This window comes from Rhizobium sp. KDH_Rht_773_N (assembly GCF_052946295.1).
Window position 1 is genome coordinate 3040213 of record NZ_CM129525.1, and the last position, 15686, is coordinate 3055898.

General features: G+C 63.0%; 15 protein-coding genes and 1 pseudogene. 11 read left to right on the top strand and 5 right to left on the bottom strand.

The window, feature by feature from the left end; all coding sequences use genetic code 11:
• Positions 1-24 precede the first annotated feature (24 nt).
• The 3 genes from ACU8HS_RS14995 to ACU8HS_RS15005 form a co-directional block, all read right to left on the bottom strand.
• Positions 25-609 carry a hypothetical protein gene (locus ACU8HS_RS14995; protein WP_447014643.1) on the bottom strand — a complete coding sequence of 195 codons (585 nt, stop codon included), beginning with the start codon at positions 607-609 and terminating at the stop codon, positions 25-27.
• A 153-nt stretch (positions 610-762) separates the two neighbouring features.
• Positions 763-885, bottom strand: coding sequence for an ABC transporter (locus tag ACU8HS_RS15000; protein ID WP_112572739.1), 123 nt, complete (start codon positions 883-885; stop codon positions 763-765).
• A 223-nt stretch (positions 886-1108) separates the two neighbouring features.
• Positions 1109-1705 (bottom strand): L,D-transpeptidase, encoded by a 597-nt coding sequence (locus ACU8HS_RS15005; protein ID WP_447015910.1) that lies wholly within the window; start codon positions 1703-1705, stop codon positions 1109-1111.
• Positions 1706-1891: 186 nt separating this feature from the next.
• Here ACU8HS_RS15005 and ACU8HS_RS15010 point away from each other — a divergent pair, with 186 nt between their 5' ends.
• From ACU8HS_RS15010 to ACU8HS_RS15035, 6 genes are all read left to right on the top strand, one after another.
• On the top strand, positions 1892-2647 hold the full coding sequence (locus ACU8HS_RS15010; protein WP_112572737.1) for an SDR family NAD(P)-dependent oxidoreductase: 756 nt from the start codon (positions 1892-1894) through the stop codon (positions 2645-2647).
• 200 nt (positions 2648-2847) lie between these two features.
• Positions 2848-4047, top strand: coding sequence for a peptidase M14 (locus tag ACU8HS_RS15015; protein WP_447014644.1), 1200 nt, complete (start codon positions 2848-2850; stop codon positions 4045-4047).
• A 176-nt stretch (positions 4048-4223) separates the two neighbouring features.
• Complete coding sequence (locus ACU8HS_RS15020) at positions 4224-5306, top strand: substrate-binding domain-containing protein (protein WP_112706013.1); 1083 nt, start codon at positions 4224-4226, stop codon at positions 5304-5306.
• A gap of 91 nt (positions 5307-5397) precedes the next feature.
• Positions 5398-7653 carry an ABC transporter permease gene (locus ACU8HS_RS15025; RefSeq protein WP_112706014.1) on the top strand — a complete coding sequence of 752 codons (2256 nt, stop codon included), beginning with the start codon at positions 5398-5400 and terminating at the stop codon, positions 7651-7653.
• Complete coding sequence (locus ACU8HS_RS15030; RefSeq protein ID WP_112572729.1) at positions 7646-8428, top strand: ATP-binding cassette domain-containing protein; 783 nt, start codon at positions 7646-7648, stop codon at positions 8426-8428. Before ACU8HS_RS15025 ends, ACU8HS_RS15030 begins: the two co-directional genes overlap by 8 nt.
• 87 nt (positions 8429-8515) lie before the next feature.
• Positions 8516-9838: a virulence-associated E family protein gene (locus tag ACU8HS_RS15035; protein ID WP_112759480.1), complete on the top strand. Its 1323-nt coding sequence runs from the start codon at positions 8516-8518 to the stop codon at positions 9836-9838.
• 370 nt (positions 9839-10208) lie between these two features.
• On the opposite strand, the gene ACU8HS_RS15040 is transcribed toward ACU8HS_RS15035, so the two are convergent.
• Complete coding sequence (locus ACU8HS_RS15040; RefSeq protein WP_112572725.1) at positions 10209-10472, bottom strand: DUF982 domain-containing protein; 264 nt, start codon at positions 10470-10472, stop codon at positions 10209-10211.
• 715 nt (positions 10473-11187) lie between these two features.
• On the opposite strand from ACU8HS_RS15040, the gene ACU8HS_RS15045 reads away from it, so the two are divergent.
• Positions 11188-11529, top strand: a complete 342-nt coding sequence (locus ACU8HS_RS15045) for a hypothetical protein (RefSeq protein ID WP_112572723.1) — start codon at positions 11188-11190, stop codon at positions 11527-11529.
• A gap of 84 nt (positions 11530-11613) precedes the next feature.
• Here ACU8HS_RS15045 and ACU8HS_RS15050 read toward each other — a convergent pair whose 3' ends face one another.
• Positions 11614-12015, bottom strand: coding sequence for a winged helix-turn-helix transcriptional regulator (locus ACU8HS_RS15050; RefSeq protein WP_112757162.1), 402 nt, complete (start codon positions 12013-12015; stop codon positions 11614-11616).
• Positions 12016-12102: 87 nt separating this feature from the next.
• On the opposite strand from ACU8HS_RS15050, the gene ACU8HS_RS15055 reads away from it, so the two are divergent.
• The 4 genes and pseudogenes from ACU8HS_RS15055 to ACU8HS_RS15070 all read left to right on the top strand — a co-directional run bounded on the left by ACU8HS_RS15055 (position 12103) and on the right by ACU8HS_RS15070 (position 14982).
• A complete protein-coding gene (locus ACU8HS_RS15055; protein WP_112572719.1) occupies positions 12103-12837 on the top strand; it encodes an SDR family oxidoreductase in 735 nt (244 codons plus the stop codon).
• Positions 12838-12898: 61 nt separating this feature from the next.
• Positions 12899-13090, top strand: a pseudogene (locus tag ACU8HS_RS15060) (NAD(P)-binding domain-containing protein); the annotation flags it as partial.
• A 670-nt stretch (positions 13091-13760) separates the two neighbouring features.
• Positions 13761-14261, top strand: coding sequence for a hypothetical protein (locus ACU8HS_RS15065; protein ID WP_447014645.1), 501 nt, complete (start codon positions 13761-13763; stop codon positions 14259-14261).
• Positions 14254-14982 carry a hypothetical protein gene (locus ACU8HS_RS15070; RefSeq protein ID WP_447014646.1) on the top strand — a complete coding sequence of 243 codons (729 nt, stop codon included), beginning with the start codon at positions 14254-14256 and terminating at the stop codon, positions 14980-14982. Before ACU8HS_RS15065 ends, ACU8HS_RS15070 begins: the two co-directional genes overlap by 8 nt.
• Positions 14983-15686: the final 704 nt, after the last annotated feature.

The window sequence follows — 15686 nt, forward strand, 5'->3', positions numbered from 1 at the left end:
GCCCCGCGGATCGCCCTCTTTGTCTCAACCCGTATTCATCTCCCGCAGGCTGGTGATGAACTGCTGCGGGCGCAGCCAGATGCCCGGCGTCTTGTAGCCCATGTGCCGGGCGATATCCGCCACGAAGGCGTTGCAATTGTAGACCGTCGCCTCCCAGAGCCGGCTTCGCGCCTGCAGGCCCCTGATATAGGCCACCGTGTCGTTATATTCGTCGTCCGTCAACATCACCCGCCAGCTTGCCGAGCGGTATTCCTCTTCCAGGTCGCCGTCCGTGGCGCCCGTCGTGGCGGGCACGGGGATGAAATGGCCGAGCACGTAGGGGGCGGCATCCTCCGAGGCCGGGGCAAGGCCGGCGACCTCGGGATTGATCATGCGCCCGTTCCTGTCGGCGCGGCCGAAGACGACATAGGTGTGGCCGTAGGTCAGCGCGTAACGCGAGCGGAATTCGATGAAATGGCGGTTGGACTGGTCCTTGGCGGTGGCCGGCCTTTTCAGGTCACGCGCGTCGGATGTGTAATGCGGCTGGGGGGCCTTGTCTTCCGTCTGGCAGGAGGAGGCCAGGGCCGCCACAATAGCGAGCAGGAACAAGCGGCTTCTCAGAGGCGCCATCAGCAAGCTCCATGTGCAAGCTCCCGAAAATGCGAGCTTGATGCCGGATAACCAACCGCGCCCGCCTTATGAATGGCAGCGGATCGATCCTGGCCGGTTTCGGATGTCGGGGAGGGGAAGGGCTGCGCGAGCCCTTCCTAGTCATTGCGAATTTTACTTGTAGACGGCCGTTGCCGCCGGCGGCGGAGCTTTCCCCTTGCCTTTGCCAACCGACCCGCAGGCACTCAGATTGGCCACCGCAAGCGTTGCGAGGATCACGAATAAAATTCTGCTCATCAAGAAGTCCTCTCCTCATCCTGGCCCAGGCCGTGACGGCCTGCACCTTAAAGTTTGACGATATCGGCACTTTGAACAGTGCGGGTATGATGCAACGTGCAACGAATCTACATTAGCAGATACTAACCATTGTGACCAACCCCGCAATTTCGCTTGGTAAACGGGATCGACGAATGGTTTTGCCGCTGTTGCAAAACCGCCTCACACCGATGCGCAGCCGGCTTCAGATCACAACCACGCGCGTTCCGATGCGCGTGCGCGCGTAAAGATCGACGATATTGGCGTTGGTGAGCCGGATACAGCCGTTCGAAACGGCATGGCCGATCGACCAGGGGGCGTTGGTTCCGTGCAGCCGGAAGAGCGTGTCGCGGCCGCCCTGGTAGAGATAGAGGGCAGCGGCCCCCAGCGGGTTGTCCGGCCCGCCCGGCACGCCGTCGGCATATTGGGCAAGCCGCGGCTTGCGCGCGATCATGTCGTCTGTGGGCTTCCAGGAGGGCCATTCCGCCTTGCGGCCGATCGTGGCCTCGCCCTTGAAGCTCAGGCCTTCCTCGCCGACGGCGACGCCGTAGCGGGTGGCAATGCCGCCGGGTTCGACGAAATAGAGGTAACGCGCGCCGGTATCGACGACGATGGTTCCCGGCGGCTCGCCGCCGTCATAGGCCACTTCCTGGCGCCGGTAGCGCGGATCGGAATCCGGGTCCCGTCCCAGAACCCGGTAGCCCAGCGGCGGGCCGTCCGAGGTCGTCGTGCATGCCTGAAGCGTCAGTGCCAGGCTACCCAGAACGAAAGCCCGGCGTGTCACAGCTGCCCGTTTGCGCATCTTCACCGGCCCACCCTTTCGACCGGCTTGGACATTGCGGGCCTCGATCGCTCCTGTGGACCGATTTGCCTGACGGGCGGACAAGCTGCGCAACTTGCAATAGTATGCATTTCGACCATTCACGAATCTCCTTGCCTCAACCACTCGTTTTGAAAGAATATTAGAAGACAAGAATGGAAGGAAGCGATGAAACTTGGCCTGGAAGGAAAAGTCGCAATCGTGACGGGGGCGGGCTCGGGGATCGGGGCGGCCGTTGCCCGGCAGCTGGCCGGCGAGGGGGTCGAGGTCGTCATTGCCGATCTCAACGAGCAGGCGGCGCATGAGACCGTGGCGGCGATCCGCGCCGATGGCGGGCGGGCGCGCGCCTTCGTCGTCGACGTGGCCGATTTCGAGGGCGTGCAGCGGCTGGTCGATTTCACCGTGGAGCGCTGCGGCAGCCTCGATCTCGCCGTCAACAATGCCGGCATAGACGGGGTGAGGGCGGCGGTCGCCGACTATCCGCTCGACGACTGGCACCGGCTGATGAACGTCAACCTCAACAGCGTCTTCTACTGCATGAAATGCGAGCTCGGGGCGATGCTGAAGGCCGGCGGCGGCGCCATCGTCAACATGTCCTCCGCTCTCGGTGAGGTCGGCCTGCCGACGGCGGCCGCCTATACGACGGCCAAGCACGGGCTCGTCGGGCTGACGAAAGTGGCGGCGATCGAATATGCGCGCTACGGCATCCGCATCAACGCGGTCGGCCCCGGCTGGATCGACACGCCGCTTCTGTCGGAGCATCAGGAGGCGGCAAGCACCCGGCGCATGGCCGCCCTGCAGCCGATGTGCCGGCGCGGCACGCCAGACGAGGTCGCCAATCTCGTCTCTTTCCTCTTGTCCGGGCAGGCGAGTTTCATCACCGGCGCGCACTATCTGGTCGACGGGGCCTATACGGCCCATTGAGGGCGGCAGGAGGCTGCCGCCCGCGGAACCGAAACGGCGCGGCCGGACATGCCCGAGCGGCACCGCGCTTTCGCGCGCCCGGCAGGGGCCCGCGCACACCAGGCGCCTTGCCGGTTTGCCGTCATACCCTAGATTGAAGCTGGGCGGATTTTTCGCGCCCGACGTCCATGCCGTTGTTGCGGATGCGGAGGGCTTCCATCATGTCGGACAAGTCGAAGACGGGTATCGATCGCCGCGACCTGCTGATTGCGTCGCTTGCGACGGTCGGCGCCTCGGCCGCCCTTGCCGCCGGCACGGGGCCTGCGAAGGCGCAGGCGGCAACGACAACGGCAGCCGCAGCCGATCCGACGCCGGGAACGGTCTATACCGGCGATGTCATCCAGGGAAAAAAGGTCGTCAGCGCGCTCGACGTCGACGACCTGGAGCCGGGGCAGAAGCACCATCTCTATTTCCGGGGCGTGCAGATGCCCACGGGGCAGCACTGGTATGCGTCCGTCATCGTCGCCAAGGGGGCGAGGCCCGGCAAGCGCGGCGTGCTGACCAGCGGTGTGCATGGCGACGAGATGAGCAATATCCACACGGTCCAGACCGTGATGAACCAGCTCGATCCGGCGCAGATGTCGGGCACCGTCATGGCGGTCACCGACGTGGCGCGGCCGGCCGTCGAAAGCATGCAACGCAGGTGGCCCAACCAGGGCAGGGGCGCAGACCTGATCGACATGAACCGGGAATGGCCGGGCAACGAGAACGGTCTCACTGCGCCGAGCCGCCACGCCGGGCTGATGTTCAACCGGCTGCTGCGGCCGAACGCCGACTTCGCGATCGATTTCCACACCGGAACGACCGGGTTCGAAGTCACCGCATTCAATATCGGCGGCATGGATGTGCCCGAGGTCAAGGCCATGCTGGAGCTCTATCCCGTCGGCCAGATCTTCGACAACCATGTCTATCCCGGTGTGCTGCACAACGCCTTCATGGACGTGGGCATCCCCTCCTTCACGCCGGAGATCGGCGCTGCCCGCGTTCTGGATATCGAGATGATCTCGCTGTTCGTGGAAGGCACGATGAACGTCCTCAAGCATTACGGCATCGTTGCCGGGCCGATGGGACGGACCGGCAAGGACGTGAACGTCTTCGTCGGCAACAGCGCCTTTCCGATCCTGGCAACCGAGGGCGGGATCGTCGAGCATCTGGTCAGGCTCAACGACAAGGTCGAGCCCGGACAGAAAGTGGCCATCCAGCGCAACAGCTTCGGCGAAGTGGTCGCGGAATATACAAGCGGCGTGGCCGGAGAGATAACGGGCCAGCGCAGCGACGCAATGGCCGAGCCCGGCAACCCTCTGGTCTTCATCCTCTTCCACAAGGCGGCGCCTGGCGGTGGCGAGGCCTATCCCGAGTAAGAACCGGTTATCGGTGCCTCGAAAACGAACAAATTCACAGAGATCGTCAACTTATCCGTTTACTTGGCCCGGAATTGCGCAGAATATTAGCAAGTGGGAGAATAAGCCTCCGGCCCCACTCTCGTTACATTGCGCCCGTCAGGCTTTTCTCCCCTGGTTGCAAGGGAGGACCAATCATGAGGCGTGTATTGTTCTATGCGGCTTCGGCCGCAATACTGTCGATCGGTGTCCCGCAGGCATTCGCGCAGTCGGGCAGCGTCGAAAAGGCGGTCGGCGGCTATAATTTCGAGGAGGCGGCCAAGGAAGCCCCCGGCACGAAGGATTTCCATTCGGCCGACGGTCATCTGACGTTTGCGATCGTGACGCACACGGCAGGCAACGGTTTCTTCGATCCTGTCTATGTCGGCGCCACCGTCGCCGGCAACATGATCGGCGCCAAGATATTGCTGCTCGGTTCGGAATCGCCGGTGGACGACCCGGCCCGCGAGATCGAGATCCTGAACCAGATCGTGCAGGACCCGACGATCGACGGCATCATCATGACGACGCCGCAGGTCGGCGCCTATAACGATATCGTCAAGGCGGCCGAGGCGGCGGGCATTCCGGTGGCGACGACCAATTCGTTCGACGGCACTATCCTGCACCGCAGCGCCATCAGCCATACCGGCCAGGATGCCTCGGCTGCGGCGATCGGCGGCGAGGCGCTGGCCAATTGCGTGCTGGCGAGCGGAGCCACCGGCGGCTCGATCCTGCTGCCGTCCTCCACCGCGATGGGCAATATCGAGGTGAACAACCGTGTCACCGCCGCCTTCAACGCCATCGTCAAGACGCTGAAGGATGCCGGCAAGCTCGATGCCTTCAAGGTTGACGCCGGCCCGGAAAACGTCGGCATCGACACGAACCCGAACGACCCCGTCAACGCGCTGGTTTCGCTCTTCGAATCGCGCGGCGACGTGGTGGGCGCCTTCACGGCCAACAACGTCTTCACGCCGCCGCTCGTCAAGGCGGTTGCGCAGATGGGCAAGACCGGCAAGTTCTGCGCCTTCGGCTTCGATCTCGGCCCGGCACAGCAGGAAGGCATTGCGGCGGGCAACCTGACCGGCTCGCTCGGCCAGCAGCCCTTCCTGCAGGGGTTCTGGCCGGTCATGCAGCTCTACCTGCAGATCGACCGCGGCATTGCGGCGGCCAATCTCGATACGCGCGCCCAGCTGGTGACGAAGGATACGGTCGCCAATGTCGGCAAGCGCTTCGAGAACTGATTGCGGCTCGAAACGCCTGAAACAGCGGCGGGAGGGCGCAGGCCGTCCCGCCGCGCCAAAGCCAAAGCCAGGGACCGCTCGGTAGAAATTCATGGAGCCCGCCACGACGACATCGCTCGGCCGTGCGCCGCCCCAGCTCGTCGGCGGCTGGGAGGCGGGGCTCGTGCTGTTCCTTGCGCTGCTCTATCTCGGCGGGGCCGTCGTCAACCCGGCCTTCTTCGGATCGACGGAGGCCCTTCACGCGCTGCTGCGCGATACGTCCCGCGTCGGCATCATCGCGGTCGGCATGACCTTCGTCATCGTCAACCGGGATCTCGACCTTTCGGTCGGCTCGACCTACGGCCTCGTCGCCGTGGTCTTCGCCAGGCTTTTCGCCGCAAGCTTCCTCGATTTCGGCGTGGTCGCGTCGGCGCTGCTCTGCCTGCTGCTCGGCACGGCGATCGGCCTGACCAACGGCGTGCTCGTCACCCTCCTGAAAGTGCCGGCCTTCATCGCCACGCTGACCATGCTCTTCATCGGCCGCGGCTTCGTGCTGGCGCTGACGCACGGGCAGGCGATCTACTATTCCGACAAGGCGAGGGACTATCCGCTGTTCTTCCATCTCGGCGAGACGAACCTCTTCGGCTTCAACAACCAGATCGCGATCTTCTTCCTCGTCGCCGTCGCGGGCGCCGTCGTGCTTGCCAAGACGCGCTGGGGCTACGAGACCTTTTCCACCGGCGGCAACGAGCAGGCGGCCGTCTATGCCGGCATCCGCACCCGCTGGGTGCGCATCCGCGCCTATCTCATCTCCTCGCTCGCGGCCACGCTTGCGGCCCTGCTCTCGGCCGCGCAGGACAAGGGTGTGACGCCGCTTTACGGCGTCAGCTGGGAACTCACCGTCATCGCCTCCGTCGTCATCGGCGGCGCGTCGATCCTCGGCGGGCGCGGGCGGGTGATCGGCTCGTGCCTGGGGGCCGCGGTCGTGGTGCTGATCGACAAGGTGCTGCGCGAGGGCTGGCCGATCACGCGCATCGTCGTCATCGACGGCGAGAATGTCGCCGTCGGCGCCAAGTTCACCTTGCCGGCAGGGGCGGTGCTGGTCTTCCTCGGCCTGCTTCTCGTCGCCGCGGTGCTGATCGAGCCCGTGCTCATCCGCCGCCAGCTCGCCGCCCGGTTCTGGGCGTGGCTCCGCGGCCGGCCGCCGCCGCCGGCCTACGAGACGGGCGGCGTGGCGATCGAGGGCGTGCAGACCAAGGGGGCCGCGGCGGCGGACGCGGCGCTGTCGGCCGGCGGGCTCGGCCGGTTTCTCGCCCGGCGCGACGCGCTCGCCATCATCCTGACCGCGCTCCTGTGGCTGACGGGCCTGGCGCTGAGGCCGGACTACTGGTGGAACCTGCCCAACACCTTTGCCATCCTGCTCAACTATACGGAGCTTGCCCTCATCGCCGTCGGGCTCACCTATGTCATCGCGGCCGGCGATATCGACCTTTCGGTCGGCGCCGTGCTTGCCCTTGCCGGCAGCACGGCGGCCTATTGCCTGAAGGTGCTCGGCGCCGACCCGCTGACCGCCGTGGCGATGGGCCTGCTGGCCGGCATGGCGGCCGGTGCCGTCAACGCCACGGTCGTCGTCGGCTTCAGGCTGCCGGCCTTCATCGCCACGCTCGGCATGTTCTACATCGCCCGCGGGCTTGCCGCCTGGTTCGTGGCGGGCCAGCAGCTGACCGGCTGGCCGGAAGCCTATAACCTGCTCGGGCGCAAGGTGAACGACGTTCTCCTGCATTTCGGCCTCGCATTGCCGCCCGGCATGTTGCGCACCGTGGCCGAGGCCGTCAGCGTGCAGACGATCTGGATGTTCCTTGTCGCCCTTATTGCCGGCATCATGCTGGCCTATACGCCGTTCGGGCTGAAAGTGTGCGCGGCCGGCGGCAACGTGCGCGCGGCCGCCTATGCCGGCATCGACACCAACCGCGTGCGCTTCCTCTCGCTCATGCTGTCGGCGCTCTGCGCCACGATGGCCGGGATCATCAACGTCGCCTATTTCCGCAGCTTCAACCCGGTGGCCGGCCAGTTCCGCGAGCTGGACGCGATCGCCTCCGTCATCATCGGCGGCGGCTCGATCTTCGGCGGCTACGGCACGATGATCGGCTCGCTGGCGGGGGCGGCGGTCATCACGCTCGTGCGCGCGCTGCTGCAGCTCAACGTGCAGGGCTTCAGCATGCCGCAGCACTGGATCAACGTCTTCGTCGGCGTCATCCTCATCGTCGCGGTGCTGATCGACATCTGGGTGCGCCAGGCCAATATTTTCGGGCGGCTGCGGGCGCGGCTGAGGCCGGCGGCGCCGGCAGGGGAGAGCGGTCATGGCTGAGGCGGCACCATCCGTCCCGATCGTGGAAATGCGCGGCATCGAAAAGGCCTTCGGGGCGGTGCAGGCGCTGCGCAAGGTGGACCTGACGCTGTATCCCGGCGAGATCCTCGGCCTTGTCGGCGACAATTCGGCCGGCAAATCGACGCTGATGAAGATCCTGACCGGCGCCTACCAGCGCGATGCCGGCGATATTCTCGTGGCCGGCCGGCCGGTGCGCTTCAGGAGCCCGCACGAGAGCCGCGATGCCGGCATCGAGATGATCTACCAGGATTTCGCGCTCTGCGGCAACATGGATGTCGGCCAGAACATCTTCCTCGGCCGCTGGCCGCTGATCGGCCCCTTCGTCAACCGGCGCAAGATGTATGCGCAGGCCGACAGCGTGCTGAAGCGGCTGAAGGTGGACGTCAACTCCGTCTACCAGAAGGTGGAGAGCCTGTCGGGCGGGCGCCAGCAATCGGTGGCGATCGCCCGCGCCATCTCCTTCGATCCGCGCGTCGTCATCCTCGACGAGCCGACCGCCAACCTTTCGGTCATGGCGACCGAACGGCTGCTGGAAACCATGCTGGAACTGAAGCGGCAGGGTGTTGCCCAGATCATCATCTCGCACCGCCTGGTCGATATTTTCGCCGTCGGCGACCGTGTGATGGTGCTCAAGCGCGGCGAATATGTCGGCGACCGCTATATCCGCAATACCGACGAGCACGAGGTGCTGGAGATCATCGTGTCCGGCACGCGCGAGAGCGCGCGGACCGCCGACGAGGCGCGGCGGGGCTGAACGGGCGGGGCGATTCCATCCGCCAACCTTTTTGCGGATAGGCCTGCGGGTCCGAAGCCTCTTCCTCCACCCCGCACGGAAAATCCCATGCCGCCTGTGACCGCCCAAGCCCCGCAAAACGACTGGCTCGCCATGCTCATGACGAACGGCAAGGGCAATCCGCTTCCTGCCCTCACGCTCAACTGGACGGTGATGCTGGAACAGCATCCGGACGCGCAGGGAATGCTCGCGCTCGACGAATTCAGCGGCCAGACGATGCTGCTGCGCCGGCCGCCGTGGGATCTGCGGCAGGGCGCCTGGAGCCCGCGGCCCGTCGGCAACAACGACCTTGCCGAAGCGGTGGAATGGCTGGAAGGTTTCGGCCTGACGCCGAAGGTTTCCAGCATCAATTCCGTCATCGACAAGGTCGCCGGCCGGCATCCCTATCATCCGGTGCGGGGCTGGCTGTCGTCGCTGCCGGCATGGGACGGGCTGCGGCGCGTCGATACGTTCCTGACCTATTATCTCGGCGCCGAGGACACGGCGCTGAACCGCGCCTTTGCGCGCAAGTGGCTCTCGGCGCTCGCCCGGCGCGTCTTCCAGCCGGGCTGCCAGTTCGACCATGTGCTGACCCTGCAGGGCCGGCAGGGGCTTGGAAAATCGTCCTTCGGCCGGGCGCTGGTGCCGATCGAGGAATGGGTGACGGACGGCGTGACGGTGGGCGACGGAGCGCGCGAGGTGATCGAGAACACGCGCGGGCGCTGGATCGTCGAGCTTGCGGAACTTGCCGGCCGGACGAACCGGGAGGTGGAGGCGATCAAGAAGTTCATCACGGTCCGCGAGGATACGGCACGCGGCGCCTACCAGCAGCGGGTCGAGGCCGTGCCGCGCCAGTTCGTGTTCTACGCCACGACCAATGCCGACGAATTCCTGACCGATACGACCGGCAACCGCCGCTGGTGGCCGGTCAAGCCGACGTCGATCGACATCGAGGCCATCCGCGCCGACCGCGACCAGATCTGGGCCGAGGTCATGACCATCTACAAGCACGAGCCGCTGTGGCTGGAAGACGAGGCCCTGCAGGCTGATCTTGAGGCGCTGCACAAGGGTGTGACGGATTTCGGCCCCACCTACGAGATCATCCGCGACCTCATCCCTGCCGGCAACATGATGGTGCCCTGCGCCGACATCCGCCGGCTGCTGACCGGCGGCAGCGCCGATGCCAGCCGCCTGCCGGCAGGATGGCGCGCCAACCTGCACAGGGCGCTTGTCGGGCTCGGCTTCGAACCGCAGGCGGTGGTTTCCAATCGCGGCCGCGATTCCGTGCGCGCCTATATTCGCGGCGATATCAGCGGCAAGCCCTGGGCGCGCTGGGAGGACGGCCGCATCGCATTCGAGTCCGGCTGGCAAAGGCGCGGGCGCGACTATTAGATTTTTCAGCCGCACCGCCGCCGCACCACCTGCCTGCTTACGGCGCTTACGATTGCACACGCAAACTTCGTAAGCGTGTTTGCCTAACGGTTTCAACGGTTTATCGAAGCGCTTACGGACTTACGAAAATATGGCGAAACACAGGTGGAGATCCGTTATTCCTATGGGAGTGGGAGACGGGGCGCAATTTCGTAAGTTCGTAAGCGCGAGCGTCAAGATGCTGAATTCGTTCGGCAAACGCGCTTACGAAATGGGCGGGCGAAGGCCGGCGCTTACGAAATCCGGGCGTTGGGCCGCAGCGGGCGCGGAAACCAAGACCCGGCAAGGGGGCGGTTCCCGCCCCCGGTGGTCCGGGGAACGGCCGGGCAGATCAATGAAGCACGGCGATGGCGGTAATGCCGGCCTCGGCGGCGGCGCGAATGATCGCCGCTCTCAGGTCTTCCGGGTCGGCCTTGCCCTGCACGACATCCAGGCAGATCTTGATCGCCGCCAGAAACTCCTCCCCGTCATCGCAGGGGAATTCCGTCATCAGCACATTGGCCGCCCCGATCGCCGTGCGCACGGACAGGACCCTGTCCGGATTGTGAAACATCAGGATCACGGGATCGAATTCGATTGGAGTGTCCCATTCCATGACACAATACTCCCGATGGGATGGCGTATTGTTAACCACGCAAGAGGCGTGCCACGGGGAGGGTGGGGCGCGGAATGGGTGTGGTGCTTGCCGGACGGGGCGGAGAGAGGGATCGCCGGCGCCCGGACGCCAAGTAGGTTTCGCGATCCGATGATTTCGGATGTGCGCTGGTAATCTTTCATTCGGATTAGGAAGTTGAATAGATTGGCAGTCAGTCGATAGCCAACCGGCAGTGACGCGGCGAGAACATACTTGCAAAAGTTGCAGATTTTGATAACCGAAGAGGTATTCCGATTAGTAACTTCGATGGCGTAAGCCGAAAGTCGAGGTCAATACTATTCTTAAGCTCACCCTGCCGGCCCTTTCGGCAGTTATTTTGGTTTCTGCTATGATTTACCCGGCCTATGACCAGTCCGCGAGCGATTCACCTGCTGCCGACAGCGGATTTGTGAAATGGCTGTTCGGATATGAAAAGCCTCCCAAACTGGCCGCGCGATCGCAAGTCAATGCCGTGCCGCCGAGACAGCGTGTGACGCTGTGATGCCGCCGCTTCACCCTTTCCCTCGCCGAATGCACAGGCAGCTCCGACGCCAAAGGCAAGCATCAGGACTAAGCGGGTGCCGGCTCTGGTAAATCCGACTGCCCGCACGTTCCGTCCAATCGCCCGTCCTTCGTTTTACTCACCCGTCTATAAATCTTTCCGAGAGGTCTCGTTATGGGAAGCTTTTCTCTATTCCACTGGCTGATTCTCATCGCCATTGTTGCCGTCGTCATCTTTCTGGCATCTCGCGGCAGTTCTCCAAAACCCCAGCACATCAAGGTCGGCAGCAAGGCCGAACTGTTTGGGGCCGTCCAGAAATATGCTGCCCAAGGCTATCAGACCGTGATGGACCGGGGACACATCATCGTCATGAACAAGAAGATTCCGTTCAACTGGTTCCTGTTCATCGTTCTGCTCTTCATTCCCATCATCGGTTGGATCGCGCTTCTGGTGCTCCTGTTCGCCAATAAGAACAAGATCAGCAGCGTCACCATCGAAGCTCCCGAAAACGCCTGATCTATCGCATATTCATCGCAGGGCCGGCCGCTTGATTGCGCGGTGCGGCCATTTGCGGATTCGGAGGGCAGCCCGGCCTCGCGCTCATCCGGCATCCTGCGCAAGCTGGGCGTCGCGCCCGGCAAAGATGAGCTGCACTTGCGCCATGTTCTGGGTTCCCCAGGTGCAGAGCGGCACGATGGCGGCGGCCAGGCTGCGGCCGAGCGGGGTCAGCGTGTAGTCCACGCGCGGCGGCACTTCGTGATAGTCGGTGCGCACCAGCACGCAGTCGGCCTCCAGCTCCTTCAGCTGCTGGATCAGCACCTTGTCGCTGACGCCCTCGATCGCGCGTTTCAGCTCGCCGTACCGCTTCGGACCATCGAGAAGGAAATAGAGGATCAGCGGCTTCCACTTGCCGGCGATGATGCGAAGCGTGACGGCGAGGCCGTGGGAATAGCCGAGGCCGCAGTTGGGAGAGGTTTCGCAGTTGTCGGAGGATTCGCTCATTTTTTTCCATACTTACCAAATGGTGCATACTTGTGGCTAGGTAATCACCCTCTTAGGTCAGTGCAACCCCAACAGAGGAAGCACAGCATGACCAGACTGAATGGAAAGACCGCCGTGATCACCGGCGGCGCGACCGGCATCGGCCGCGCGGCGGCGAAGCGTTTCATCGAGGAAGGCGCCTTCGTCTATATTTTCGGCCGGCGGCAGGAGGCGCTCGATGCCGCTGTCGCCGAACTCGGGCCGAACGCCCGCGCGGTGAAGGGCTCGGTCTCCGATCCTGACGACCTCGACCGGCTCTATGCGGCGGTGAAGGCCGAGCGCGGAACGCTCGACATCGTCTTTGCCAATGCCGGGGCGGGAAGCCCGCTGCCGCTCGGCCAGATCACCGCCGAGCATATCGACGAGACCTTCGATACCAATGTGAAGGGTACGATCTTCACCGTCCAGAAGGCGTTGCCGCTGATGGGGGCTGGCGGTTCCATCATCCTGACGGGATCAAGCGCCGGCACCACGGGCGCGCCGGCGTTCAGCGCCTATAGCGCGAGCAAGGCGGCGGTGCGCAACCTCGCGCGAAGCTGGGCGGAGGACCTGAAGGGCACCGGCATCCGCGTCAACGTGCTGTCGCCCGGAGCGACGGCGACCGAACTCGCCAAGGAGGCGCTGGGCGAGGAGGGCCAGAAGGTCTTCGCCGCGATGACGCCGCTCCAGCGCATGGCCGATCCGGCCGAGATCGGCGCGGCGGCCGCCTTTCTCGCCTCGCCGGACAGCAGCTTCATGACCGCCAGCGAAGTCGCCGTCGACGGCGGCCTTGCCCAGCTCTGAGGCGCTGCGCCCTGCTGCGCCTGGCGGCGCGGCAGGGCTGGCGGACTGAAGGAGAAAATCCATGCGCTACGCAATTATCGGCTTCGGCAGGATCGGCCACGCCATTGCCGGGGCCTTTGCCCGAAGCGGCGTCGAGCTATCCGTCGCGACGACCCGCGACCCGGAAAGCTTTGCCTCCGATGCGGCCGCAATCGGGCCGACAATCGTTCCAAGGACGCTGGCGGAAGCGGTCAAGGCGGATGTCTTGATCATGACCGAGAGCGCGAAGGCCCTTGGACTTTCGCCACCTATGCCAAACGCGCATCGAAAACGATGGGGACATTGGGTAAGCCAATCGCGCAGCAGCTGAAAAACCTCCGCAAGGCAATCAGACGACGAATTTCCTATGAGCTTGCACGTGCCCGGTATCTGCTTGGCATCAGCGCAAACTGAGCGATACCAGTCTTTCCAGATCGATTCCACGTCTCTCATAAGAAGTGAACGTCGGGAATTGCTCGAGGCTGACCTCGTTGTCCTACGAACCGCTGGGAAGGTCATGGATGCGCACGACCGCACAAGTTGCCTGAAGTGCCCAGAGGCACTCGACAAGAACCTCCAAGCCGCCTCATAGCGAAACCCGTCCGCTCGGCACGCCCGCAACAAGATCGCGCGGAAACGAAATCGGTCAGGACTGCCGGATCATCTTGCTGCGGTTGGGCTAGCTCGGGATTCACGTCCGAATGCTTCCCGTTCCTCTTGATCGTCGAAGAGCGGTTAGTGCCCAACGCGCAATAGTAAATGGCATGATAGAATCCGCTGCGGCCTCTGCACAATCGGAAGATGCCTATCAATAGTATTGGATTCGTCATTGTTAAATCGCTCATCGCCTTGACTTATTTCAAGGACTCAACACGTCATGTCGCTTTAGGGCTGGAGACGTAGGAATGACTGCCAAAATCCGCATCAAAGCTGGGCCTGTAGAGTTCGAATACGAAGGCGAGACAGAACTCGCCGTCGCTGACATCAAGGAATTGTTCTCGCACATCGAGACCCTTTTCAAGGTTCCTGTGCTCGCCGAGGGAGGTGACGGGGCGCATTCACAGCAACATGGTGCGCCCACGTATGTCGAACAACCTCAGCAGGGTGGGGCGAAACAGATGCTTCATGTCAACAGTATCGCATCGGCCTTGGGTGCGAAGAGTGGGAGTGAAGTAGCAGTCGCTGCGGCCGCCTCACTGCAAATCTACGAAGGAAAGGAAACCTTCACCCGATCCGAACTCCTCGATACGATGAAGAAGGCGACCATGCACTACAAGGATTCCATGTCCGGGAACCTCAGTAAGGCGTTGACCACCCTGGTCGGATCCAAGTTCAATCAGATCAAGGACGGCGTCTATTCGCTGAACAAGGCAACCTACGATCAGTTGGTTGGTCAGCTTGATTGACAAGGAAACCCTAAAGAACTGGCTCCACCGCGACCTGAGCAGCCGTGAAAAGCTACTGTTGATCCTAGGATCATTCGATGCTCCTGGAAAGCTCGACGAGATCCGCAATCGCGCCGTGGAAGCTGGGTTCCGTATTCCGAAAAAATGGAACCTCTCCGACATTCTCGGTAGAAGTGGCGGCCTAGCTCTCCGGATGCCAACAGGGTGGGAGCTTTCCCAGTCCGGGAAGGCCCACCTTCAGGCCATGGGAATAGTGTCGGCCAGTCCTGGTGTGGTGCGGATCGCTGTTGATCTCCGAGCGCATCTCGAGAAGATCAAGAACCAGACTACGCGGGCGTTTGTCGAGGAAGCAATCAATTGTTACGAGGCCGGTCTGCACCGATCCGCCATCGTGATGTCATGGATCGCTGCGGTGGACGTCCTGTACCACGAGGTAGTCACACATCACCTTGCCGCATTCAACAAAGAAGCGAAGTCGGTGAATGCGAAGTGGAAGGATGCGGTAAACGCCGATGGACTTACACGCATGGGTGAGTCGGATTTCCTTGAGCGTTTGGTGCCGATCGGTGTCATTGGCAAGAATGTTAAGGATGAGCTGCAGAAGGCGCTCAGGCTCCGGAACGGATGTGGGCATCCGAACAGCTTGAAGACGGGGCCGAACATGGTGGCTAGCCACATCGAGTCCCTTCTTCTGAACGTCTTCGAGACATTTACAACTTAGCCGGAAGTCGTGGGCGACGGCCAGCTCCCGAATCCGCGGCCCAAAAATAAGGAACGCGTTTTCCTCGCAAGATGCGCGTGAGCTACAGGATCCCCCGACAGTGTGCCGGGGACTTTTCTCCTCACTTTGTCCGCGATACCACGATGTATGTTGGGCCATGTCCATTGCGAGTCAAAGGAACCGAAAGACGTGAAAGTGCATTCGCTTGGCGAGGAAGCGCCGCCGAGAAGTCATGGCGGATGTTCGCGCCACTGCGCGGTGTCCGCCAGGCGCCAAATCCTTGATCGAATGCGAGCGACACAGAGAGGCCTCCCTCGAAGATGACATCCATATGCCTTGCATGCGGGATCTGTGCGAATTGGACGTTCAGGTTGCCGCGCTTCGAAGCGTATCTGGCAGGGGAGCGGGCGAGGAAGCCGAGGTTCTGAGGGACAAAAGGGAATGAAGCCTCTTTAGATTCGCTAAATTGCCTCCCAGGGGATTCAGAGTCGAATCCTCTAGGAAAGTTCGAGCCGGGATGCCATGACGGGCGACTATCGTAGGTTCACACGTCGCCCGGAATTCTTGTCAAGACGGTCCGGCCGAACAGGGATTCGCAGCCGAATCCAGAAGCATCAAGCGATGCCAAAGATATTCTTGTAAAAATCGCCGATATAAGGATTTATTCTCCGCCAAATCTGAGTGATCCCGCGGTCGATGCAAAA